At 64.7% G+C, this 23,487-nt stretch carries 24 protein-coding genes; 15 read left to right on the top strand and 9 right to left on the bottom strand.

Annotated features, from left to right (window positions below; all coding sequences use genetic code 11):
* Positions 1–20 precede the first annotated feature (20 nt).
* Positions 21–425 carry a DUF6006 family protein gene (locus I6F09_RS31950; RefSeq protein ID WP_225189829.1) on the top strand — a complete coding sequence of 135 codons (405 nt, stop codon included), beginning with the start codon at positions 21–23 and terminating at the stop codon, positions 423–425.
* Positions 426–511: 86 nt separating this feature from the next.
* Here I6F09_RS31950 and I6F09_RS31945 read toward each other — a convergent pair whose 3' ends face one another.
* Positions 512–955, bottom strand: a complete 444-nt coding sequence (locus I6F09_RS31945) for a MarR family transcriptional regulator (RefSeq protein WP_225189828.1) — start codon at positions 953–955, stop codon at positions 512–514.
* A gap of 37 nt (positions 956–992) precedes the next feature.
* Here I6F09_RS31945 and I6F09_RS31940 point away from each other — a divergent pair, with 37 nt between their 5' ends.
* The 9 genes from I6F09_RS31940 (at position 993) to ligD (ending at position 10,619) form a co-directional block, all read left to right on the top strand.
* Entirely contained in the window at positions 993–1,247 is a 255-nt protein-coding gene (locus tag I6F09_RS31940) for a hypothetical protein (RefSeq protein ID WP_162130848.1), read from the top strand.
* Positions 1,135–2,319, top strand: coding sequence for a substrate-binding domain-containing protein (locus tag I6F09_RS31935; RefSeq protein ID WP_225189827.1), 1,185 nt, complete (start codon positions 1,135–1,137; stop codon positions 2,317–2,319). Before I6F09_RS31940 ends, I6F09_RS31935 begins: the two co-directional genes overlap by 113 nt.
* A gap of 149 nt (positions 2,320–2,468) precedes the next feature.
* Positions 2,469–3,983 carry an amidase gene (locus I6F09_RS31930; protein WP_225189826.1) on the top strand — a complete coding sequence of 505 codons (1,515 nt, stop codon included), beginning with the start codon at positions 2,469–2,471 and terminating at the stop codon, positions 3,981–3,983.
* A gap of 36 nt (positions 3,984–4,019) precedes the next feature.
* Positions 4,020–4,877 carry a branched-chain amino acid ABC transporter permease gene (locus I6F09_RS31925; protein WP_225113637.1) on the top strand — a complete coding sequence of 286 codons (858 nt, stop codon included), beginning with the start codon at positions 4,020–4,022 and terminating at the stop codon, positions 4,875–4,877.
* A gap of 4 nt (positions 4,878–4,881) precedes the next feature.
* Entirely contained in the window at positions 4,882–6,099 is a 1,218-nt protein-coding gene (locus tag I6F09_RS31920; protein ID WP_036026233.1) for a substrate-binding protein, read from the top strand.
* A 78-nt stretch (positions 6,100–6,177) separates the two neighbouring features.
* Positions 6,178–7,281 carry a branched-chain amino acid ABC transporter permease gene (locus I6F09_RS31915; protein WP_225189825.1) on the top strand — a complete coding sequence of 368 codons (1,104 nt, stop codon included), beginning with the start codon at positions 6,178–6,180 and terminating at the stop codon, positions 7,279–7,281.
* A complete protein-coding gene (locus I6F09_RS31910; RefSeq protein ID WP_225189824.1) occupies positions 7,271–8,002 on the top strand; it encodes an ABC transporter ATP-binding protein in 732 nt (243 codons plus the stop codon). The genes I6F09_RS31915 and I6F09_RS31910 overlap by 11 nt, the downstream gene beginning before the upstream one ends.
* Positions 7,995–8,690 carry an ABC transporter ATP-binding protein gene (locus tag I6F09_RS31905; protein ID WP_225189823.1) on the top strand — a complete coding sequence of 232 codons (696 nt, stop codon included), beginning with the start codon at positions 7,995–7,997 and terminating at the stop codon, positions 8,688–8,690. Before I6F09_RS31910 ends, I6F09_RS31905 begins: the two co-directional genes overlap by 8 nt.
* A 111-nt stretch (positions 8,691–8,801) precedes the next feature.
* Positions 8,802–10,619, top strand: coding sequence for a DNA ligase D (gene ligD, locus I6F09_RS31900; protein WP_225189822.1), 1,818 nt, complete (start codon positions 8,802–8,804; stop codon positions 10,617–10,619).
* Between the two features lie 20 nt (positions 10,620–10,639).
* Here the strand turns inward: ligD and I6F09_RS31895 are convergent, their stop codons facing one another.
* From I6F09_RS31895 to I6F09_RS31880, 4 genes are all read right to left on the bottom strand, one after another.
* On the bottom strand, positions 10,640–12,175 hold the full coding sequence (locus I6F09_RS31895) for a murein L,D-transpeptidase family protein (RefSeq protein ID WP_057030185.1): 1,536 nt from the start codon (positions 12,173–12,175) through the stop codon (positions 10,640–10,642).
* Positions 12,176–12,665: 490 nt separating this feature from the next.
* Complete coding sequence (locus I6F09_RS31890) at positions 12,666–13,628, bottom strand: acetyl-CoA carboxylase carboxyltransferase subunit alpha (protein WP_036014693.1); 963 nt, start codon at positions 13,626–13,628, stop codon at positions 12,666–12,668.
* 271 nt (positions 13,629–13,899) lie between these two features.
* Positions 13,900–14,856: a site-specific tyrosine recombinase XerD gene (gene xerD, locus I6F09_RS31885; RefSeq protein ID WP_225113633.1), complete on the bottom strand. Its 957-nt coding sequence runs from the start codon at positions 14,854–14,856 to the stop codon at positions 13,900–13,902.
* A 17-nt stretch (positions 14,857–14,873) separates the two neighbouring features.
* Positions 14,874–15,020 carry a hypothetical protein gene (locus I6F09_RS31880; RefSeq protein WP_036026218.1) on the bottom strand — a complete coding sequence of 49 codons (147 nt, stop codon included), beginning with the start codon at positions 15,018–15,020 and terminating at the stop codon, positions 14,874–14,876.
* Positions 15,021–15,194: 174 nt separating this feature from the next.
* Here I6F09_RS31880 and I6F09_RS31875 point away from each other — a divergent pair, with 174 nt between their 5' ends.
* From I6F09_RS31875 to I6F09_RS31865, 3 genes are all read left to right on the top strand, one after another.
* On the top strand, positions 15,195–15,821 hold the full coding sequence (locus I6F09_RS31875) for a shikimate kinase (RefSeq protein ID WP_036042618.1): 627 nt from the start codon (positions 15,195–15,197) through the stop codon (positions 15,819–15,821).
* Entirely contained in the window at positions 15,818–16,960 is a 1,143-nt protein-coding gene (gene aroB / locus I6F09_RS31870; RefSeq protein ID WP_036014703.1) for a 3-dehydroquinate synthase, read from the top strand. The genes I6F09_RS31875 and aroB overlap by 4 nt, the downstream gene beginning before the upstream one ends.
* A gap of 67 nt (positions 16,961–17,027) precedes the next feature.
* On the top strand, positions 17,028–18,380 hold the full coding sequence (locus tag I6F09_RS31865; RefSeq protein ID WP_036014704.1) for a hemolysin family protein: 1,353 nt from the start codon (positions 17,028–17,030) through the stop codon (positions 18,378–18,380).
* Between the two features lie 201 nt (positions 18,381–18,581).
* On the opposite strand, the gene I6F09_RS31860 is transcribed toward I6F09_RS31865, so the two are convergent.
* Positions 18,582–18,851 (bottom strand): BolA family protein, encoded by a 270-nt coding sequence (locus I6F09_RS31860; RefSeq protein ID WP_050995968.1) that lies wholly within the window; start codon positions 18,849–18,851, stop codon positions 18,582–18,584.
* 127 nt (positions 18,852–18,978) lie between these two features.
* Here I6F09_RS31860 and I6F09_RS31855 point away from each other — a divergent pair, with 127 nt between their 5' ends.
* A complete protein-coding gene (locus I6F09_RS31855) occupies positions 18,979–19,608 on the top strand; it encodes a DnaJ domain-containing protein (RefSeq protein ID WP_225189821.1) in 630 nt (209 codons plus the stop codon).
* Between the two features lie 111 nt (positions 19,609–19,719).
* Here the strand turns inward: I6F09_RS31855 and I6F09_RS31850 are convergent, their stop codons facing one another.
* Positions 19,720–20,814: a citrate synthase/methylcitrate synthase gene (locus I6F09_RS31850; protein WP_225189820.1), complete on the bottom strand. Its 1,095-nt coding sequence runs from the start codon at positions 20,812–20,814 to the stop codon at positions 19,720–19,722.
* 76 nt (positions 20,815–20,890) lie between these two features.
* Here I6F09_RS31850 and I6F09_RS31845 point away from each other — a divergent pair, with 76 nt between their 5' ends.
* Positions 20,891–22,111 (top strand): citrate synthase family protein, encoded by a 1,221-nt coding sequence (locus tag I6F09_RS31845; protein ID WP_225189819.1) that lies wholly within the window; start codon positions 20,891–20,893, stop codon positions 22,109–22,111.
* A 93-nt stretch (positions 22,112–22,204) separates the two neighbouring features.
* Here I6F09_RS31845 and ubiG read toward each other — a convergent pair whose 3' ends face one another.
* Together ubiG and I6F09_RS31835 are read right to left on the bottom strand one after the other, a co-directional pair.
* A complete protein-coding gene (gene ubiG / locus I6F09_RS31840; RefSeq protein WP_036026212.1) occupies positions 22,205–22,972 on the bottom strand; it encodes a bifunctional 2-polyprenyl-6-hydroxyphenol methylase/3-demethylubiquinol 3-O-methyltransferase UbiG in 768 nt (255 codons plus the stop codon).
* Positions 22,973–22,986: 14 nt separating this feature from the next.
* The gene (locus I6F09_RS31835) at positions 22,987–23,454 is read right to left on the bottom strand and encodes a PH domain-containing protein (RefSeq protein ID WP_036014717.1); all 468 of its coding nucleotides are present in this window, start codon (positions 23,452–23,454) and stop codon (positions 22,987–22,989) included.
* Positions 23,455–23,487: the final 33 nt, after the last annotated feature.

Below are 23,487 nucleotides of genomic sequence, written 5' to 3'. Positions count from 1 at the left end.
TGAAAATTGGGAGCCAGACAATGTCCAAACGCGCGCTGCCAACCGCCTTTTGTGTCCTTGCCCTGAGTTTTTACGCCTGCGGTTCCGCACCTGCGAGCCAAGTGGGCGGATGGTGGGGCGGAACATGGTCGTGCAACATCGACGGCCGCCCGGCCCGGATGAAATGGGCCGCCGTCGATGACAGTCAGACAACCTGCAACGGCAACACTTGCACCAGCACTTCGGGAGCACGCTGGTCAGGCCGCTTCTCAGATAATGGCTCGCGATGGGTGAAGTTGACAAATCCACGCAGCGGAACCCAGGGCGGCGTGTACTTCAACCATGCCGACGGCAACAGATGGTATCTAGCCAAGCCGGTCAGCAACAAGGCCGTGGGCTGGACGACATGGAATGGCCAACGCTATCGCCTCTCGTGCTGGCGATGATGCGCGAGTGCTTTCCTCTGGCTATGCATTGAAACGGCAGATGTGTGTGTGCGCTTCGCTAGGCGCCACGCTCCACTTCACGAGGTCTAATTCGAGCTGTCGATCAAGCTCTCCAGCAGCCGCTTGAGCTCGCTCGTCGACTTGTCGCCGTAGCTCTCCAGGATGTGCTCCTCCTGGTCGACCGCGAGCGAGTTGAGCTTCTTGCACAGCACCTTGCCGCGGTCGGAGATGAACATCAGCACCTTGCGGCGGTCGTTCGGGTCCTGCACGCGGTAGACCAGCGTGTCGGAGACCATGCGGTCGATCATCTTCGTGAGCGTCGGATGGTTGAGCAGCACGGCGTCCGCGAGCTCGCCCATCGAATGGCCCTCGCCGTCCGACAGCACTTTCAGGATGCGCCATTGCTCGACCGGCACGCCCTCCTTGCTCAACCTCAGTTCGAGCTGCCGGTTGATTTCCCGGTTGGCTTGCGCGAGCAGGTAAGCGAGGTGTTCGGTGATTGGGGAATTTTGTTTCGGCGATTTTGCCACGGCTGAGACTTCGCCTTGACCCAAATGAGTGAATGTCTTGCAATCGATGCTGCATCTATATGCACTTCAATTCTTGAATATTCAATATTTTCAAAATAAGATCATTGCCCAACAAAAGGGCGGAAGCCGCGGCCGCCTGCTCAATGTGCTTTCAGGTCTGGTCTCAGACAGGAGTTGGCGTGCGCGCGACGGTGAACTTCCCGGCTCACGGCGGCTCGGCGTTACCGCCGTCCTTGCTGTTCAGGAATCTGTCGTCTTCGGCAGCTGGCGGTGCCTTGTCGCCGCACGGTGACGCCTTGTTCAAGCGCCGCGGCGTCAACAAGCTGCGCGTCGGCGGCTTCATCTGCTGCACCGGCTCGCCTGGCGTGTGGGGCCCGTGTGCCACGAACAGCGCGCAGCTTGCCGTCGCCGAGATCAACAAGCGCGGCGGCATTCTCGGCCGCGAGCTCGAGCTGTCGATCTACGATGCCGGCGGGCCGTTGGATGAGGTTCTGGACCGCGCCGAGCAGGCAATCGCATTCGACGAGGTCGATCTGATCGTCGGATTGCACACCAGCGCGGTTCGCGTGGGCCTCCGCGACGTCACCACACGCCACCGCATTCCCTATATCTACACGCCGGTCTACGAGGGCGGCGAGCGCACGCCCGGCGTGATGGCGATCGGCGAGACGCCGCGCTGGCAGAGCCGCCCCGCCATCCATTGGCTCGCGGACGTCAAGAAGGCCAAACGCTGGTACCTGATCGGCAGCGACTACGTTTGGCCCTGGCAATCGCATCGCGCGGTGAAGAACTACATCAAGGAAACCGGCGGCCGCGTCGTCGGCGAAGAGTTCGTCCCGCTCGGCGAAGACAATCACGGGCCGCATCTGGCGCGGATCCGCGCCGCCAAGCCCGATGTCGTGTTGATCTCGCTGATCGGTACCGACAGCATCACCTTCAACCGAGCCTTCGGCGAATGTGGGCTAGGCGCCACGACGCTGCGGCTCGCGGGCGCGATGGACGATACCGTGCTACTCGGCATCGGCGCCGACAACAGCGAGAACATGTTCTGCGCTTCCGGCTACTTCACCGGCACCGGCGCGCGCGCCAATGACGACTTCCAGAGCCGTTATCACGCGATGTTCGGGCCGAATGCGCCGCCGATCGGCTCGGTGGGGCAATCGAGTTACGAAGGCCTGCGCTTCCTCGAAGCCGTTGCGAACAAGGCTGGTTCGCTGGCGATGCGGCCGCTGCTCGCGGCCGGCCGCAACATCGTCTACAGCGGCGCCCGCGGTCGGGTTACCGTCTGCAACGGGCGCGTGCGGATGCCGATGCATCTCGCCGAGGCCGACGGTCTCGATTTCAAGCTGATCAAGCCGCTCTGACCGCCTCGCGGCTAGACCGGCCCGCATTTGCAAAATAATACTTGAAAACGAAAATATTTCCGTTTTGAATGTTTCGGCGAGGCCGCGGGTGCGTGCGTCGCGCCGGGGCGGCCACGCCCAACGTTGCAAAGAACTTCAAGGAGAGCGCCGTGACAGTTGCCCTTCCCACGCCAGCCCAACTTCGCAGTGTCGCCGAGCAATGCGGTCTTTCGCTCACCGATGACGACGTCGCCTCGTTCCGCGGTCTCATGCAGGGCTCGATCGAAGCCTACAATCTCGTTGCCGCGATGCCGGACGAATTGCCCGAAGTGAAATATCCGCGCACGCCGGGCTATCGGCCCTCGGCGGAGGAGAACCCGCGCAATGCCTGGTATCGCAAGTCGACAGTGAAGGGCGCCGCCAGCGGCAAGCTCAAGGGCAAGACCATCGCGCTGAAGGACAACATCATGCTGGCCGGCGTGCCCATGACCAACGGCTCGTCGACCTTGGAAGGCTATGTGCCCGATTTCGACGCCACCATCGTCACGCGCATGCTGGATGCCGGCGCCGAGATCAAGGGCAAGGTGCATTGCGAGCATTTCTGCCTGTCCGGCGGCAGCCACACCGGCTCCTACGGGCCGGTGCATAATCCGCACAAGATGGGCTACTCGGCCGGCGGCTCGTCGTCGGGATCGGGCGTCGTGGTCGCGCTCGGCGAGGTCGACATGGCCATTGGCGGCGACCAGGGCGGCTCGATCCGCATGCCGTCGTCGTTCTGCGGCATCTACGGCATGAAGCCGACCTGGGGCCTCGTCCCCTACACCGGCATCATGCCGATCGAGATCTATGTCGATCACACCGGTCCGATGACGGCAACGGTCGAAGACAATGCGCTGCTGCTCGAGGTGCTCGCCGGGGACGACGGCTACGATCCGCGCATCAAGGCTCCGAAGGTCGAGGAATACACCAAGGCGCTAGGCCAGGGCGTCAAGGGCATGAAGATCGGCATCGTCAAGGAAGGCTTCGAGCAGCCGACCGCCGAGTCTGCGGTGAATGAAAGCGTGCGCGAGGCCGCAAAGCGCTTTAGGGATCTCGGCGCCACGGTCGAGACCGTCTCGATCCCGATGCACCTGATGGGCGGGGCGATCTGGACGCCGATCGGCACGGAAGGCCTGACCCAGACCATGATGTTCGGCGACGGCTACGGCCTCAGCCGCGGCGATCTCTATTCGACCTCGCTGATGGATTTCCATCGCGGCTGGCGTCGGCAGGCCGATTCGCTGTCCGAGACCACGAAGCTGTTCATGATGCTCGGCACCTACATCAACAACAATTTCGGCCCTCGCTTCTACGGCAAGGCCCTCAACATCTCGCGCCGGCTGACCGCGGCCTACGACAAGGCGTTTGGGGATTACGACCTGCTCCTGATGCCGACGACGCCGATGAAGGCGACCAAGCTGCCGGAGCCCAATGCCAGCCGCGAGGAATATGTCGCCCGCGCGCTCGAGATGATCTCCAACACCGCGCCGTTCGACATCACCCATCATCCGGCGATGTCGCTGCCCTGCGGCATGGTCGAGGGCTTGCCCGTCGGCCTGATGCTGGTCGGCCGCATGTTCGAGGAATCCACCATCTACCGCGCCGCCCATGCCTTCGAGCAGATCGGCGACTGGAAGAAGATGTGAGGAAACCTTTGCTTCAACTCGGCGGAAACGCAACGCATGGCTAACGCGTTCGTCGCGGCGTTCGAGATCCTGAGCTTCGGCGCGATCATCGTCCTGATTGTGCTGGGGCTCGGGATCATCGCCAGCATGATGGGCATCTTCAACTTCGCGCAGGGCGAGTTCGTCCTGCTCGGCGCCTACATCACCTATCTCGCTTATGCCAAGGGCCTGCCGATCTGGGCCGGCATGGTTGCGGCGCCTTTCGTGGTCGGTGCGCTCGGCTTCGTGCTGGAGGCGCTGATCATCCGACGATTCTACGCCGCGCCGATCGTTGCCATGCTCGGCACCTATGCGCTCGGCCTGATCATCCGCGAGGCCGTTCGCGGGCTGATCGGCGGCTTCTACCTCACCGTGCCGGAGCCGATCGGCGGCTCGATCGACATCGGCGCCATGCACATCTCGGCGTGGCGCTTCACCATCATCATCATCACGCTGCTGGTGATGGGCCTCTGCTATCTGCTGTTGTCGCGGACGAGTTTCGGCCTGCGCGTGCGGGCGACGCTGGAGAACCCGTCGCTGGCGCGTGCGTCGGGCATTTCGACGCCGCTGATCTACGGCGCGACGTTCGCCTTCGGTGCGGCGCTCGCGGGCCTTGCCGGCGCGCTGATCGTGCCGGTGTTCAGCCTGTTTGCCGATCTCGGCCTGCGCTTCCTGATCCAGGGTTTTGTCGCGGTCATGGTCGGCGGGGTCGGCTCCTTCATCGGCCCGGTCGCGGGCGCCGGCGTCATCGGCACGCTGAGCGCGGCGCTGCCCTGGGTAATGGCACCCGTCGTCGCCGACGTGCTCGTCTTCGTGCTCGCCATCGTCTTCATCAAATTCCGTCCGCAAGGTCTCATCGCTGGAAAAGGGGTTTAATCACATGCTCGATCGTACTCAGCTCACGCGACGTCGTTTCCTGTCCAATTTCGCCTTTGCATCCGGCGCGGTCGCAACCGGCGTCGGCAGCTGGGTGATTCCGGCGCCCTGGGCCAATGCGGCCGAGGCGCCGATCAAGGTCGGCATCGCCACCGACCTCACCGGCCCGATCGCCTATGCCGGCAACGCCGACGCCAACGTCGCGAAAATGGTGATCAAGGAGATCAACGCGGCCGGCGGCCTGCTCGGCCGTCCGCTCGAGCTCTATATCGAGGACACCGCGTCCAACGAATCCGTCGCCGTCGGAAACGTTCGCAAGCTGATCCAGCGCGACAAGGTCGATATGGTGCTCGGCGGCATCACCTCCTCGATGCGCAACGCGATCAAGGACCCGATCGTTTCGCGCGGCAAGACGCTCTACATCTATCCGCAGCTCTACGAGGGCAAGGAGTGCACGCCGTACCTGTTCTGCACCGGCCCGACGCCGGCGCAGCAATGCGACGAGTTCATTCCTTGGCTGATCAAGAACGGCGGCAAGAAGTTCGCGCTGCCCAGCGCCAACTACGTCTGGCCGCACACGCTCAACGTCTACGCCCGCAAGGTGATCGAATCGAATGGTGGCGAGGTCGTCTTCGAGGAGTACTACCCGCTCGACCAGGTCGACTTCTCCGCGACCGTCAACCGCATCATCTCCAACAAGGTCGACGTCGTCTTCAACACCGTCATCCCGCCCGGCGTCGGCCCGTTCTTCAAGCAGCTCTATGAAGCAGGCTTCCTCAAGAACGGCGGGCGCCTGGCCTGCGTCTACTACGACGAGAACACGCTCAACATCAACCAGGCCGCGGAGATCGAGGGCCTTGCGAGCTGCCTCGACTATTTCAAGGTGCTGACCAAGGAGAACCCGTTCGACGCCAAGATTCAGGCGGCCTATGAGAAGGATTTCCCGGGCAACTTCCTGTTCGCCGCCGGCAGCGCTGCCACCGGCACCTATCGCGGTCTCAAGCTGTGGGAAGCCGCGGTCAAGGAAGCCGGCAAGATCGACCGCGAGTCCGTGGCCGCCGCGCTCGACCATGCCAAGATCGCCGAAGGTCCGGGCGGACCCGCCGAGATGGTGCCGGGCAAGCGGCACTGCAAGATGAAGATGTACACCGCCGTCGCCAAGAGCGGAAATTACGAGATCGTCGGGCGCAGCAACGGCCTCGTCGATCCCAAGGAATGCTGATTTTCGCCTCTCCCCTCTCGGGGAGAGGTGAATCCCGCCGTGATTGACACGGCTGCCTCTGACGATGTTGAACTCGGAATGCTGAAGCCGATGAGTGTGGTAAGAGAGGCCATCGTCGCCGACGTGGACGACGAAATGGACGGTGCGATGGCTGAGGGCGCAGCGGCGAAACGGGCCAATGACGAGGTCAAGGCAAGACGAAAAATCCTGCCTGTCATCGAGGGCCTCGTGCTCCTCGCGGCGCTACTCGCGCCGCTGGTGCTGCAGGACTATCTCACGGTTTTCGCGACGCGCGTGATCATCCTCGCGCTGTTTGCGCTGTCCTTCGACCTGGTCTGGGGCTATGCCGGCATCATGAGCTTCGGCCAGGCGCTGTTCTTCGGCTCGGCCGGTTACGGCGTCGCCCTGCTCGCGCGCGACCTCGACATCACCAACATCTTCCTGGTGTTGCCGGCAGGCACGCTGATCGGCCTCACCTTCGCGCTGCTGCTCGGCGGCTTCCTGCTGCTGGGACGGCATCCCTCCAGCGTGATCTTCGTCTCGCTCGGCACGCTGACCGGCTCCTACGCCGCCGATCGGCTCGCGCGCGGCTGGTACTATCTCGGCGGCCAGAACGGCATCCCCTCGATCGCGCCGATGTCGCTTGGGTCATACGACTTCACGGAAGGCCCAGCGTTCTATTATCTCGTGCTCGGCATCCTCGTCGTGGTCTATCTGCTCTGCCGCTTCCTGGTTCGCTCGCAATTCGGCCTTGCGCTCGCAGGCCTGCGCGAGAACGAGCAGCGCATCGCCTTCTTCGGCTACAAGGCGCAGCATCTCAAAGCCATTATCTTCACCATCGGCGGCGCCGTCGCAGGCCTCGCCGGCAGCCTCTATGCCTTCCACGAAGGCTTCGTCTGGCCCAACATGGTGGGCGTCGTGGTTTCGACCCAGGTCGTGCTCTATGTGCTGTTCGGCGGCTCCGGCACGCTGATCGGTGCCGTCGTCGGCGCTGTCATCGTCGAGGGCGTCAGCTTCTGGCTCTCGGACAATTACCGCGAGATCTGGCCGATAATCCTCGGCCTGCTGCTCCTGCTCGTGATCTTGTTCCGGCCGCTCGGCCTGATCAGTTTTGTGCTCGGCGAGCGCGAACGCGTCGGCAGCTTTGGTGCCAAGCAAAAGGAGAGGCGCAATGCTCCTTGAAGCGGCCGGCATCAAGAAGGTCTTCGGCAAGCTCACCGCGCTCGACGGCGCAGCCCTCACGGTCGGCGAGAATGAGTTTCACGGCCTGATCGGCCCGAACGGCTCGGGCAAGAGCACGCTGATGAAGTGCATCGCCGGCGCCGAAGTGCCGACCCAAGGCAAGGTCTCCTTCGTCAACACCGACATCACCGCGTTCACGCCGACCGAACGTGCGCGCGCCGGCATGAGCCTGAAATTCCAGATCACATCCGTGCTGCCGTCGCTCACGCTCTACGACAACATCCTGCTCGCGCTGCAGGCGCAGTCCTCGCTGTTCGACCTCGTGTTCTCGCGCACGCGCGGTGCGTTGCACGACCGGGTCATGTCCATGCTGACGCAGTTCCGTCTCGCCGACCGCGCCTTCGATGCGGCCGCTGCGCTGTCGCACGGCCAGCAGCAATGGCTGGAGATCGCGATGGCGCTCGCCGGTAAGCCGAAGCTCCTATTGCTCGACGAGCCCACCGGCGGCATGAGCCTGGAAGAGCGCCGCGTCACCGGCGAGCTGCTGCAGCCGATCAAAAAACATTGCTCGCTAGTCATCGTCGAGCACGACCTCGATTTCATTCGCGACATCTGCGATCGCCTCACCGTGCTCGACCAGGGCAAGGTGCTGGCAACAGGCACGGTGTCCGAGATCCAGGCCAACACATCCGTCCAGGAGATCTATCTGCGCCGTGCCTGAATTTTTGGACATCAAGCATCTCGACGCCGGCTATGGCCGCAGCCAGGTCCTGTTCGACGTCAGCCTCGGCATTCCCTGGCGCGGCGGTGTTGCCGTGCTCGGCCGCAACGGCGCCGGCAAGACCACGCTGATGAAGACCATCGTCGGCGAGCTGCCGGCATGGAAGGGCGAGGTCGCCTTCGACGGCCGCGACATCAGTCGCCGCGCCACCCAGGAGCGCGTCCGCGCCGGCATCGGCTATGTGCCACAGGAGCATTCGGTGTTCGCGCGCCTGTCGGTGCGCGACAATCTCGCCGTCGGCTCGCTGGCTAAGAAGGATTCCTCCGCCATCGACCGCTTGCTGGCGATCTTCCCAAAGCTCGGCCAGCGCCTCGACCAGCCCGCCGGCACGCTTTCCGGCGGCGAGCGCAAGATGCTCGCGATCGGCCGCGCCATGCTCGGGGATCCAAAACTGCTGCTGCTGGATGAGCCCACCGAGGGCGTCTGGATCGGCGTCATCGAGGAGATCACCGAGCGCCTGATCGAGCTTGCCAAGAGCATCGCCGTCATCATCGTCGAGCAGCACCTCGACCTCGCTTTGCGAGTCGCCGACTACGCCTATGTGCTCGACCGCGGCCGCGTCGCGCTGCAGGGCGACGCCGGCGAGGTGAAAGGCAGTCCGGAGCTGATGCGGTATCTGGCGCCTTAGCGCGCGGCGCCCCTCGCACTGCGAAATATTCGGGTTGTTCAAGAGCTTCGCGGCATTCCATCGATTTTATTTCAGATCGGAACGAATCTGTCGGGGCGCGTTGAATCCCGCATGTGTGCCGTTGCGTTGCGTCAGTCGGGACTATCGCGCCTAGCCGGCGCGCGGAAGATTCCGATTCGATCATACATCGTGCCATGCGATCCCACGCTACGCGAGAACCCGCCGCAAGGCAGCGGCTGGGTGTTCGAGATAAAGGCCGACGGCTATCGCGCGCAACTTCACCTGCAGGCGGGCGCGGCGACGGTCTATTCGCGCGCCGGATACGATTGGACCGGGCAGTTCTCGTCGATTGCAGCCGGCGCGCGAAAGCTCAGAGCCGGGAGTGCGATCATTGATGGCGAGGCCGTCGTCTACGGCAGTAATGGCCTGCCGGATTTCCAGCAGCTGCGGCGCGAGCTCGGCGCCAGGCAGAGCCGCCGCATTCGCTATCACGCGTTCGATCTGTTGTACCTTGACGGATACGATTTGCGCGCCGTCGCCTTTGTCGAGCGCAAGCAGCTGCTGCGGCGGCTTCTGAAAGAAGCGCCCGAGACTTTCATCTACGTCGAGCACGTCGAAGCCGACGGCGAGCAAATCCTTCGCCATGCTTGCAGGCTTGGCCTCGAAGGGCTGCTGGCCAAGCGCGCCGACGCACCTTATCGCTCCGGACGGCAGGAAACCTGGCTCAAGCTGAAATGCAAGAAGAGCGAGACGTTTCCGATCGTGGCATTCGTCGAAAAGCTGGGCGCGCGCCCGCGCAAGGTGGCTTCACTTTATGTCGGACGTCACGAGGATGAGCGCCTGCTTTATGCCGGTAAGGTCCGCACCGGATACACCGAGGCGACCGCGCGTGAATTGCGTGAGCGGCTCGACCCACTGATCCGGCGCGATTCTCCGCTCGATCTGCCGGTCAAGAAGCCCAAGGCCACGTGGGTTGAGCCGCTGGTGAATGCCGAGGTGGAATATGGCGCCCTGACCGACGATGGCCTGCTGCGTGAAGCCGTATTCAAGGGCCTGCGCGACGATCTTGCGCCGCGGAAGGTCAGGGCGCCCCGGTTGGTGCCTTCATCGGTCGGGCGGCCGAAGCTCGGCGTTCCCAAAGAGAATATCCTGCAGCTGCTGCCCGATGCGATCGTGCCGTCCAAGGAAGAGCTCGCGCATTACTGGGCGCGTGTCTGGAAGAAGGCGCTGCTGCATCTAGGACATCGCCCGCTCAAGCTGGTGCGGCACGTGCACGGCACGACGTTCTATCACAAGGGGCCGCTGCCGAAGGACATTCCGCAAGCGGTGCACCAGCTACGCATCCGAAAGCGCGAAGGCGGCGAAGGCACGCGGCTTTGGGTGGACAGTCTTGAGGGCTTCCTCGGGCTCGTCGAGATCGGCGCAGTCGAATTGCACCCGTGGAATTCGACTGTTGAGGATATCGAGCACGCCGACCGCATCGTGATCGACCTTGATCCCGGCGAGGGCGTCGAATGGCATGCTGTGATCGAGACCGCTCTGGAGCTTCGCGCGCTGATGAGCCGTGAGGGGTTTGCGACCTGGCCCAAGCTGACCGGTGGCAAGGGCATTCATCTGACGGCACCGCTTGAGGTGGCAATGCTGCACGATCAGGCGCATCGCGTGGCGCGCAGCCTCGTGGCCGATTTCGCATTGCGTCGGCCGGACCGCTACGTCCTCTCGGCCCAGGCCAGGCGCAGCGGCCGCATTTTTCTCGACTATTTGCGCAACGGCCGCGGCACCACCGCGATCGGCACCTTCTCGCCGCGGGCACGCGAGAACTTTCCCATTGCTGCACAGGTGACATGGAAGCGGATCGAAAGCGGCATAGTGCCCGACGCGTTCACGATTCACAGTCCCTACCGTGCGGTGCGGAGGAAAGAGCGATAATTGCGCGCTCGGGCGCTAGCCTACTTCACCGCCGAGAAGCGGCTGTCGAACGAGTTCGACTGCACCACCGGCGCGGCGCCTGATATCATCGGGGTGCTGTCGCCCGCGCCTTCGCTCACCGATGGCTTCAGCGCCGGACGCGTCGCGGCGAGGCGGGTGTCGGGCTTCGGCGGCTCGGCCGGCTTGGCGGCTGCTACGGCCGGCTTCGGCGTATCCTTCGCCGCCTCCTTGACTGAATCCTTGGACTTGTCATGTCCCGGCACGAAGCGGGTCACGGCGGCCTTGAGTCGCGAGGCGGCCGTGGCCGGCGTCGTGGACGTCTGGGCGGCCGGGGCCACGGACGCGGTGGCTTGCGGCGCAGGCGTCGCGGTCGCGGTGGTGTCGGCGGTGCCGAGCCCCATCTTGCGGCCGAGATTGGAGAAGAAGCCGCCGCTTTCAGACTTCGCAGCGGGCGACGCCGCGGCAACGCGGGTGCTCGCGGCAGGCGCGCTGACGGCGACCACCGGCTCTTCCCGCGGCGCCGGCGCACTTGCCACCGCATCGAGGTTCGGCTTGGGCGGGTTGACGTGGCCGGGGATCGTGCCCGGCGCCTTCGCCATGGCCAGCATCTGCAGCGTGGTGCCTTCGGCGCTCTCGGACAGGCCGGTCGAGCCTTCTGGAATCTTGGCGGCGAACACCTTGTGCATGCCGCCGTCAATGCCGGTGTTCATCCGCGCCACCGGCGTGCCCTTGGCGACGAGCCTTGCGTATTCGGTTTCGTCCTTGGCCTGCTTCTCGCGGACCGCGCTGGCGATCTCTTCGGGGATCACATAGGCCGGACATTTGGCAGAGGCGTCGAACACCAGATCGCGCTTGGCGTCCGCCGGCTTGGCGGCGTCGAACACGTATCTCTTCTCGCAGAAATCGACCTTCGGCTCCTGCCGCGTCACCTCGAAATGATCATAGCCTTCTTTGATCATCTTCCAGAACGGCATGTTCGGATTGTTCCGGTGCCTGGCCATGTTCACCGGCGTCATCTTGAACGGATAGGCCTGCAGCTGGAACGCCTTCTGGCCGCCGAAGAAGGACTCGCGGCCGAGCGAATAAATCTCCGCGATCTGCTCGTCCGTCATCGCGTAGCAGCCGCGCGACGAACAATCGCCATGCACCATCAGCTGCGAGCCGGTGCGGCCCAGCGCCTTGTCGAACGCGTTCGGGTAGCCGGTGTTGAACGAGAGGTAATAGGACGATTGCGGATTCATCTGGCTCGGATTGATCGAGTAGAATCCCTCCGGCGCCTGGCGGTCGCCTTCGCGCACCTTGGGGCCGAGATCGCCCGACCAGCGGCAGATCGGATAGGTCTTGAGCAGCGCGAACTGGCCCGAGCGGGTCTGCTTCCAGACCTCGAGCTCGGCCTCCTGCTTGAACAGGCGGACCAGGATCGGCGATTGCAGGTCCATGTCCTTCTCAGCCATCGCGGCGATCAGCTTCGGCGGCACCGGCTGATTGGCCTTGGCGTTGGTCGCAAGCGAGACCTGATCGGTGTTGCAGCCGGCGAGCAGACCGCCGGCCGTCATCAGCGCAACCGAAACCAAGAGCGCGCGAGCAAGCGAACGAGAAATCAAGATGGACCCCACACCGTGCCGGGCATTGAAGCGCGAACCCCAATTATTCCGAAGCGCAATCCGACCGGTAAACCGACCCGCCGAGACGGGCCCGGTCAGACCCCGCTCCAGCGCTTATGCCCTGAAGCCATTGATTAAAATTCTAACCTCTGGGTCATGTGGTCGCAACCCGAGCGGGGATCACGAGGGCGTTGGCCCAGTGGCATGGTCAACGAAGACTAAATGGACGCGACTTGGGACGGAACTTGGGCTTTCGGGCCGAGGGGACTCAGATCGCCGATTTGGGCAAAAAAAGGGTTAAGGCGGGGTTACCGGGGGCTGCTCGAAAGGCCTGGTAGGGTGGGCAAAGGCGCGAAGCGCCGTGCCCACGAGCCGTTCGTACAGCCGGGATTGGCGGGCACGCTTCGCTTTGCCCACCTTACGAGAGCGGAATCGAGGCGAATCAGCCCAGTTTGCGGCCGATATCGAGGAATTTCTGCCGCCGCTGCTTGCGGATGGCATCCCCATCAAAGTTCCGGAGCTCGTCGAACGCCTTGGCGATGGCCTCGCCCGTGGTGGCGATCATGGCGGCGGGGTCGCGGTGGGCGCCGCCGACCGGCTCCTTCAGGATGGCGTCGATGACGCCGAAGCGGAGCATGTCCTGGGCGGTGATCTTCATGTTGTTGGCGGCTTCCTGCGCCTTGGTGCCGTCGCGCCAGAGAATGGAGGACGCCGCCTCCGGCGAGATCACGCTGTAGATCGCGTGCTCGAGCATCAAGACCTTGTTGGCGGTGGTGATGGCGATGGCGCCGCCCGACATGCCCTCGCCAGTGATGATCGCGACGTTGGGCACGGTCAGCGCCAGGCACGCATCGGTCGAGCGCGCGATGGCTTCCGCCTGGCCGCGCTCCTCGGCGCCGATGCCGGGATAGGCGCCGGCCGAATCGGCGAGCGACAGCACCGGCAGGCCGAACCGCTCGGCCATCTCCATCAGCCGCACGCATTTGCGATACCCTTCCGGCCGCGCCATGCCGAAATTGTGCCGGATGCGGCTCTCGGTGGAATCGCCCTTTTCCTGGCCCATCACGCAGATCGGCTCACCGCGGAAGCGGCCGAAGCCGGCGACCAGCGCCTCGTCCTCGCCGAACTTGCGGTCGCCGGCGAGCGGGGTGAATTCGGTGATCAGGCCCTTGATGAAGTCGTTGAAATGCGGCCGCTGCGGATGCCGCGCCACAAGCGTCTTCTGCCACGGCGTCAGGTTCGCATAGAGGTCGGCCAGCGCCTGCGCCGCCTTGTCCTCGATCCGCCCGACCTCGTCGCTGATGTCGGTGCCGGTGGCGGCGAGCGCGCGCAATTCGTCGACCTTGGAGTCGAGCTCGGCGACGGGCTTTTCGAAGTCGAGATAGCTGCGCATCTGGTCTAGCATCAACTCAATATAGGGGGACGGGGCGCGAGAAGCGAAGCAAGTTGGGGCGGCGGAAAGAAGTGTAGCGTCTTCAATGGTTTGGCTTGTGTGCTGGTGCAGTCGGCCAAATCAGCCGTGAGGCCCCGGCTCTTTCCGCGGAGATGTGGCCGAAGTCAAGGCGGTTTCACCCTTTACCCGTAGCCCGGATGGAACGCAGCGCAATCCGGGAAGGTCTGGCCGCGAGGAGGCGGCCCCGGATTACGCGTCGCTCCATCCGGGCTACCAGCAGCAACTACTTCTCCGCCAGCGGGTGCAGGTCGCGCACCAAGCTCTTCAGCCGCTCCTCGACCACATGGGTATAGATCTGGGTGGTCGAGATGTCGGTGTGACCGAGCAGGGTCTGCACGATGCGCAGGTCCGCGCCGTTGTGCAGCAGATGGCTGGCAAAGGCGTGGCGCAGCACGTGCGGGGAGACCAGGCGGGCCTGCAAGCCGGACGCAACCGCGAGCTCCTTGAGGTCGCGGGCAAAATGCTGGCGCGTCAGATGTCCGCTCTCGCCGAACGAGGGGAACAGCCATTTCGACGCGGCCACGCTGTTCTTCCTGTCGGCCTTTGCCGCTTCCGTGGCGGCGAGATAGTCCGCCATCGCCTGCCGCGAGGCGTCGTTGAGCGGTACCAGCCGTTCCTTGTTGCCCTTGCCGCGCACCACGATCATGCGGGCGTCGCGCTTGGCCGCCGAGCGCGGCAGCGCCACCAGCTCGGAGACGCGCAGGCCCGTGGCGTAAAGCACCTCGAGCAGGCAATAGAGCCGCAAGGCACGCAGCCGTTTCGACGGCGAGGCATCTTCCGCCTCGCTCAATTCCCTGGCGCGGCGGAGCATGCGGTCGACGTCGGCGATCGACAGCACTTTCGGCAGGCCGCGGCCGCGCTTCGGACCTGACAGGATCGCGGCGGGATCGTCACCGCGGATGCGCTCGTTCAGCAGGAAACGGTAGAGGTGCCGCATCGCGGACAGCCGGCGGGCCACACTGGTGGATTTGAAGCCGCGGGTGTCGAGATCGACGAGATAGTCGCGCAGCGTCTGGGTCTCGGCATCCACGAATGTATGGCCGACGCGGCCCAGAAATTCCGAGAAATCGCTGAGGTCGCGGCGGTAGGCATCGAGCGTGTTGGGGCCGGCGCCCTGTTCCGCGGCGAGCATGTCGAGGAACAGGCCGATGAGCCTGGTGTCTGAGGGTTTGGCGGGCATGCCCGGGAGGCTAGCTCCTATTTCTTGAGAAACTTGTCCGGCGGGATCGTCACCGTCATTTCCCGCGGCTTCGGGTTGACGAAGTTCGCCAGCGCGAAGACCACGCCATAGACGATGCCGCCGATCACGGCGACGACCGTCAGGAAGCGGAACAGGCTCGGCATCGTTCTGGGGTCTCGGGTCGGGGCGCGGCAGCCAAATTAACCAATGAAATCATCCAACATGTTCGCCGTTTCGTGGCAAGAGTCCTCTGGCGAGGGCCCCCATGGGGTCGTATAGGTGGCCAAAGCCATGCCGCATCTGGCGGCAGTTCGAGCGAGATCCAGTCGAGCGAGACGATGTCCGACGCCGCGTTGCCGCTTCCTGCTTCGCCCGAGGCCGACATCCTGTCGGCGCTCGGGGCGCGCTCGATCGTGCTCGTCGGCATGATGGGGGTGGGCAAATCCACCATCGGCCGCCGCCTCGCGGCCCGGCTCAGGCTGCCCTTCATCGATGCCGACACCGAAATCGAGGTGGCCCATGCCGGCATGACCATCCCGGAGATCTTTGCGGCCCATGGCGAGCCCTATTTCCGCGACGGCGAGGCCCGTGTGATCGCGCGGCTGCTCGAGGGCGGGCCGATCGTGCTGGCGACCGGTGGCGGCGCTTTCATGCGCGAGGAGACGCGCGCACGCATCGCGGCGAAGGCCATCTCGATCTGGCTGAGGGCGGACCATGACGTCATCATGCGCCGCGTGCGGCGCCGTGCCGACCGTCCGCTGCTTCAGACCGCCGATCCCGAAGGAACCGTGACGCGCCTTCTCGCCCAGCGCGAGCCGATCTATGCCAATGCCGACCTCACCATCGCCTCGCGCGACGTGCCGCACGACAGAATCGTCGAGGAATGCATCGAGGCGCTGCACGCCCGTCTCTGCGGCGGAGAGCCAGCCCAACCGCCTGCCGACATTGCGAGTGCGTCAAGATGACTGCGCCGTTGAAACATTCCGATCCCATCAAGGTCGACGTCGCACTCGGTGACCGCGCCTATGACATCGTCATCGGCCGCGGCGTGCTGGCCTCGCTCGGCGAGCGTGTCGCCGCTCTGCGTCCCGGCGTGCGCACGGCCATCGTGACCGACCGCACCGTCGCGAAATACTGGCTCGAGCCCACTGAGGCGTCGCTCGCAGCCAGCGGTATTCCGACCTCGCGCATCGTCGTCGAGGAAGGCGAGATCTCGAAAACCTATGCCGGGCTCGAAAAGGTCAGCGAGGCCCTGATCGCAGCGAAGATCGAGCGCAACGATCTCGTCATCGCGCTCGGCGGCGGCGTGGTCGGCGATCTCGCCGGCTTTGCCGCGGCGATCCTGCGCCGCGGCGTCGATTTCGTGCAGGTGCCGACCTCGCTTCTCGCGCAGGTCGATTCCAGCGTCGGCGGCAAGACCGGCATCAACTCGCCGCAGGGCAAGAATCTGCTCGGGGCCTTCCACCAGCCGGTGCTCGTCATCGCCGACACCGCCGTGCTCGACACGCTGTCGCCGCGCCAGTTCCGGGCCGGCTATGCCGAGGTCGCCAAATACGGCGTGCTGGGCGACGAGGCCTTCTTCAGCTGGCTGGAGAAGAACCATGCCGACATCTCGAGGGGCGGATCGGCCCGCGAGCATGCGATCGCGACCTCCTGCCGGGCCAAGGCCGCAATCGTCGCGCGCGACGAGCGCGAGACCGGCGAGCGCGCGCTGCTCAATCTCGGCCACACCTTCGGCCACGCGCTGGAGGCTGTGACCGGCTTCTCCGACCGCCTGTTCCACGGCGAGGGCGTCGCCATCGGCATGACGCTGGCAGCGCAGTTCTCCGCGAAGCTCGGCATGATCGGCGAGCGTGAGGCGGCGCGCATCGAGCGCCACCTGATCGAGGCAGGCCTGCCGACGCGCCTGCAGGACATCGCCGGCTTTGCGCAGGAAGGGCTCGCCGATGCCGACGCGCTGATGGCGCTGATGGCGCAGGACAAGAAGGTCAAGCGCGGCAAGCTCACCTTCATCCTACTGGAGGCCGTGGGCCGCGCGGTGATCGCAAAGGACGTCGAGCCGGCGCCGGTGCGCGACTTCCTGAAAGAGAAGCTCGCGCAGTGATAACGGGACCGTTCAGATCGGCCGCCCGCGAAACGGCGGGGAACGCCGGGGCGGTCGCGAGGCAAACATGAGTTCGATCTCGATCAATCTGCTGCTTGCGGCCCTCCTGCTCGCCGCCAACGCGTTTTACGTGGCGGCGGAATTTGCGCTGGTGAAGAGCCGCGGCTTCCGCGTCAAGGCCATGGTCGAGCAGAACCGCTTCGGCGCGCGCCTGCTGCAGACGATGATGGGGAACATCGAATCCTATCTCGCCTGCTGCCAGCTCGGCATCACCATGGCCTCGCTCGGTCTCGGCTGGATCGGTGAGCCGACGGTGTCTGCGCTGCTGAGCCCCGTCCTCAGCCCGCTCGGAATGTCGGAGGCCACGCTGCACTTCACCTCGTTCGTGGCGGGTTTTCTGGTCTTCTCTTCGCTGCACATCGTCATCGGCGAGCAGGTGCCGAAGACGCTTGCGATCAGGGAGCCGATGCCAGTGTCGCAGTGGATTGCCTATCCGCTGCATTTTTCCTACCTCCTGTTCTACCCGCTGAGCTGGTGCCTCAACACGGCGTCGAGCGCGATCCTCCGTCTGATGGGGGTGCAGGAGTTCTCGCAACACGAAATCCTGACGGATTCGGAGATCGAGGGCCTGGTCGAGGAATCGGCCGTGCACGGCAAGATCGAGAGCGGCGAGGCCGAGTACATTCACAACGTCTTCCGTCTCGGCGAGCTGACGGTGTCTGACGTGATGGTCCACCGCACGGCCATGGTGATGATCAACGCCGACCTGCCGCCGGAGGAGCTGGTGCGGGAGGTGCTGGCCACCGAATACACCCGCATTCCGCTGTGGCGGGACAAGTCGGAGAACATCATCGGCATTCTGCACGCCAAGGATCTGTTGCGCGCGATCCGCGCATCGGAGGGCGACACGTCGCGCATCGACGTCACCACCATCATGCTGCCGCCCTGGTTCGTGCCGGAGATGCGGCCGATATCCCAGCAGCTCAAGGCGTTCCGCCGCCGCAAGACCCATTTCGCACTCGTCGTCGACGAGTATGGTGAGGTCGAAGGCCTCGTGACGCTGGAAGACATTCTGGAGGAGATCGTCGGCGACATCTCCGACGAGCATGACGTGGTGGTCGCCGGCGTGCGCCGTCAGCCGGACGGCTCCGTCGTGGTCGACGGGTCGGTGCCGATCCGCGACCTCAACCGCGCCATGGACTGGCATCTGCCCGATGAAGAGGCAACCACGGTCGCCGGCCTCGTCATTCACGAGGCGCGCTCGATCCCCGACCGCGGCCAGAGCTTCACCTTCCACGGTTTCCGCTTCCGCGTCCTCCGCCGCGAGCGCAACCGCATCACCGCGCTCCGTATTTCACCGGTGACGCGCGAGGCCGAGCTCGAAGAGGCAAAGCCGAGACGGGCCGGGACGTCGTTCTAATTTTTCCCTTACCCTCCCCTGGAGGGGTCCGGGACGAGCGTAGCTCGCCCGTGGGTCGCTACGCATGAAGAGCAGCGCAATGCGTAGCGGGGTGGGGTGACGGTCTTCCCACGTCCAACAGTACCCGAGTGGAGAGATCACCCCACCCCGCTCGCGCTGCGCGCGATCGACCCTCCCCCTCCAGGGCAGGGGTCAGAGAATTCAACCTTCCCCCGGCGCCTGCGCATTGATCGCCAGCGCGTGCACGCTGCCGGCGAGTTCCGCGGCGAGCGCTGAATTTATCATGCGATGACGGTCGATCCGGCTCTTCCCTTTGAAGGCGGCAGACACGATATACACACGGAAGTGCGTCTCGCCGCCTGCTCGGTGGCCGGCGTGGCCCTCATGCAAATGTGACTCGTCGACGACTTGCAGGCTTTCCGGCGTGAAAGCTTCCTGCAACTTGTTGCTGATAGTGTCTTTCATAGCCATGTGTGCCATTAAGGTGCGCGCTCGCATCCCGTCAATACCCGGACGTCCAAGCTCGTCGCGACCGGGTGCTCAGCGAATTGCAATGTCAAGACTTGAAGGTTTTTGCATTGCGTAGTCAAAGTCAGCCATGCCGATCGATTCATCAAAATTCTTCGACTCCATCCGCGTGAAGCCGCGGGGCAAGCAGCCGGAAGTGAAGTCGCGCGACACCGCGGTCAATTGCGAATGGGCGGGCTGCGCCAACAAGGGCTCGCACCGGGCGCCGAAGGGCCGCGAGAACCAGCGCGAGTACTGGCACTTCTGCCTCGACCACGTGCGCGAGTACAACCAGAACTACAATTTCTTTTCCGGCATGAATGCCGAAGCCGTCGCGCGCTATCAGAAGGATGCGCTGACCGGTCACCGTCCCACCTGGAAGATGGGCGCCAATGGCGGCAAGAAGGGCGCGGAAGAGATCGACATGGCGGCCGATCCTTTCAGCATGTTCAGCGAGATCAACGGCCGCGCCAGCTGGCGCAAGGGCCCCGAAGCGGAGCCCAAGGCCGAGACGCGCAAAGTGATGAACGCCGAGCGCAAGGCGCTTCAGGTCATGGGCCTCGGCCCCAGCGCGACGCTTGCCGACGTCAAGACCAAGTACAAGGCGCTGGTGAAACAGCACCACCCCGACGCCAATGGCGGCGACCGCTCGACCGAAGACCGCCTGATCGAGATCATCAAGGCCTACAACTATCTGAAGACGGTCGTGCGCGAGGCGTAAGGCCTTCCCCAGCTTCGTAGCCCGGATGGAGCGCAAGCGTAATCCGGGACCTTTCTCTCCCAATGGCGACTTTCCCGGATTACGCTTCGCTCCATCCGGACTACACATTCCCTACCCCTCCGGCATCGCCCCGACATAGGACGAGCTCGGCCTGATCAGACGCCCCGTCCGCTGCTGTTCGCGGGCGTGCGCGGTCCAGCCTGCGGCGCGCGCGACCGCGAAGATCGGCGTGAACGCCTGCCGCGGAATCGCTAGCGCATCGAGCAGGATCGCGGTGAAGAACTCGACGTTCGTCTCCAGCGGCCGCTCCGGATTCTTCTTGCGCAAGGCGCTGCGGATATAAGCCTCGACCTCGCCGGCAAACGGCAAATCGGTGCCATTGGACGCAAGCGCCTCGACCGCGGTCTTGAGCACGTCGGCGCGCGGATCGCGGACGCGATAGACGCGGTGACCGAAACCCATCATGCGCTCGCCGCGCGCCAGCGCCGCGTCGACCCAGGACTGAATGCGCTCGCGCGAGCCGATCGCGTCCAGCATTTCCAGCACCGGCTCCGGCGCGCCGCCATGCAGCGGACCGGTCAGCGCGCAATAGCCGGCGGTGACGGCCGCGAACAGGTCGGCCTGCGTCGAGGCCACCACGCGCGCGGCGAAGGTCGATGCGTTCATGCCGTGGTCGCTGGCGGTGACGAGATAGGCGTCGAGCGCCGTGACCTCGCGCGTTGCAGGCGAACGGCCGTGCAACATGCGCAGCGTGTCGGCGGCATGGCTCACGGTGGGATCGGGCGCGACCGGCTCGAGCCCCTTGGCGCGCCGGACCAGCGCGCCCGCGATCACCGGAAACGCGCCGACGATCGTCGCCTCGTGCTCCAGCCGGTGCTCGGCGCGAAGTCCGGCGACGGCGGCACGAAACCCGTCGATGATGCCCATGCCGCGCGTCGCCGGCAGCAGGTCCGGCAGCCGCGCGAAGGCGCGCTCGCGCGCCACGCCCAGGTTTGAGCGCACATTGGCTTCGGTGAGGGTGGTCTTGCTGGCGCCATTCCAGAGCCGGGCGGTAACGCCTTCGAAGCTCGAGATGGCGGCGAGCCGCCCGACGTGCTCCCCGGCGATGATGAGCTCGCCGCGCTCGCCGTCGACATGGCTCAGCACGGTCTCGGCCGCGGGAACGCCGTCCAGCCCGATCTGGCTTTTGGTGAGGTGGATGTTCATGACCCAAATCTCCTGTTCACGGAGAACAAGGTCAGGCCTCTCGACACATTGATCAATCTTGATTACATAAATCAATATGAAAAATTCTAATGGGCTGTACCTCTCCGCTCGGGAAGCCGCCGCCGAGCTCGCGATCTCTCCGGCCACCCTCTACGCCTATGTCAGCCGCGGCCTGATCCGCTCCGAGCCGACGCCGGACTCGCGAAAGAACCGCTATCGCGCCGAGGACGTTCGGGCGCTGAAGGAGCGCCGTGTGCCGTCGCCGGAGCCACGCGGCCTGCGCAGCTTCGATGCCGATCTGCCGGTGATGGACACGGAGATCTCGACCATCACCGAGGAGGGCGCCATCTATCGCGGCGTCAATTGCGTCGATCTTTCCGAGAGTGACACGCTGGAGCACGCCGCGACGCTGCTGTGGGATGTCGCCGACGTCGATCCGTTTGCCCCCGACAATCAACCGGAACTCTCCGAGGAAATGCGCGTGATCGCGAAGGCCGCGCGCCGGGCCGCACCGATCGACCGCGCCATCGCCGTGCTCGCACTGGCCGCCAGCGTCGATCCCCGCGCCTTCACCCGGGCACCCGATGGCCGCGCTATGGTCGGCGCGCGCATCGTCCGCCTGCTGGTTGCGACCATGCTCAATGCGGACGCCTCGGCCGAGCCGCTGCATCAGCAGGTCGCGCGCGCCTGGGCGGCGGACAACAAGCACGCGCCCGACCTGATCCGCCGCGCGCTGGTACTGCTCGCCGATCACGAGCTGAACGCGTCGACCTTCACCGCGCGCTGCGCTGCCTCGACCGGCCTCAACCTTTATGACTCGGTCATCGCCGGGCTCGCCGCGTTGAAAGGGCCGAAGCATGGCGGCGCCGGCGTCCTGGCCTCACAGCTCGTCAAGACGCTGGTCGACCGCGACGTCGAGCCTGTCGTGCGCGAGCGTGTCGCCCTCGGTGAACGCTTTGCCGGCTTTGGCCACGGCGTCTACAAGCACGGCGACCCCCGCGCGCAGTCGCTGCTGAACGCGCTGTCGCGCTCCGGCGCGCCGCGCAAATTCACCAGGGAAGTGCCAGAGCGGATCGCGGAAGCCACCGGCGAGTTCGTCAATATCGACTACGCGCTCGCCGTGCTGGTCCACGCACTGCGCCTGCCCGCCGGCAGCGAGCTGGCGCTGTTCGCGATGGCCCGCAGCGTCGGCTGGATCGCGCATGCCAGCGAGCAATTGCAGTTCGGCAAGCTGATCAGACCGAGGGCAAGATATGTGGGGCCTGCGCCGGGACGCAGGGCGGGGGCTGCCGGTTAGAACCTCTGTCAGTGCGGCAATCTCCGCTGTCGTCGCTGCGAACGCAGGAGGACAGCGTTCCTGGAATGACGGCTCGCACTCACCCTGGGCAGTTCACACCATCGCTTCCGCGACCACCATATAGTTCACGTCCATATCCGACGACAGAGACCATTTGTCGGCGAAGGGCGAGTAGACGACGCCGGTCTGCTCGGTGATGACAAGACGGTTGTCGAGCAGGTATTTCGTCAGTTCGTCGGGCGTGACGAACTTGTTCCACTCATGCGTGCCGCGCGGTAGCCAGCGCAGGACGTATTCGGCACCGACGATGGCGAGGGCAAAGCTCTTCCAGTTGCGGTTCAGCGTCGAGACCACCATCAGGCCGTTCGGCTTCAGCATCGCGGCGCAGCGCTTCAGGAACATGCCGACGTCGGTGACGTGCTCGACCACCTCCATCGCCAGCACGATGTCGAAGCGCTCGCGCGGGTCGATCTCCTCCACCGTGGTGCAGCGATAGTCGATCGCCAGATGGCTCTTGTCGGCGTGCAGCTTCGCCGCCGCGATGTTGCTCGCGGAGGGATCGATGCCGATGACCTGCGCTCCGAGGCGCGACAGCGGCTCGCAGAGCAGGCCGGCGCCGCAGCCGATGTCGAGCACGCGCAAGGACCCAAGACAATTGAGGCTGCGCACGTTGCGCTCGAACTTGCGGCAGGCGGCGTCGCGGATATAGCCGAGCCGCAACGGGTTGATCCGGTGCAGCGGCGCCATCTTGCCCTTGGGATCCCACCATTCCGCCGAGAGTTTCGAGAATTTCGCGATCTCGGCGGCGTCGACGCTCGAGCCGAGCTGGGCGGAAAGAGAAGTATTTTGCTGCATGCTCATGGTTGGGCGCGGTCCTACCGCGTGGTGATCGAACTACGGAAGGCGAGCGGCGAGGCGATGGTCTTGATCGTCTCGATACCCTCGCCGACGCCGCGAATCGTCACGTCGCCGTAGTTGAGAATACGTCCAAGAATGGTCTGGTCGACGTCGACGCTCTCGACCTTGTCCAGCGCCATCTCGAAGGTTCGGCGTTTGATGAAGCCGGTCTTGTGCACGACCCTGAGGTTGGTGACGTCGGTCTCGGTGGTGAAACGATGGAACCAGCCCTTCACGGTCCAATACAGGGCCGCCAGAGCCGCGAGACCCGCGGCCCCGAGGCAAAGCAGAACGAGCCAGTCGACGGTCGCCTGCCGCGACAGGATGAGCAGGGCCAGCGCCGCGATCCAGGCCACGATGGCCGGAAAGTAGAAGATCCAATGCGCATTGGTCGAATACAGCACGCGCTCGCCGGGCTGCAGGATCTCGTCGATGTAACGCGCCATGATCTAGCTTAACCCACTACCCCACCCTGCCCC

The sequence above is a fragment of the Bradyrhizobium sp. IC3195 genome, from assembly GCF_020193585.1.
GTDB lineage: Bacteria > Pseudomonadota > Alphaproteobacteria > Rhizobiales > Xanthobacteraceae > Bradyrhizobium > Bradyrhizobium yuanmingense.
This window is presented reverse-complemented; position numbering and strand designations above follow the sequence as displayed.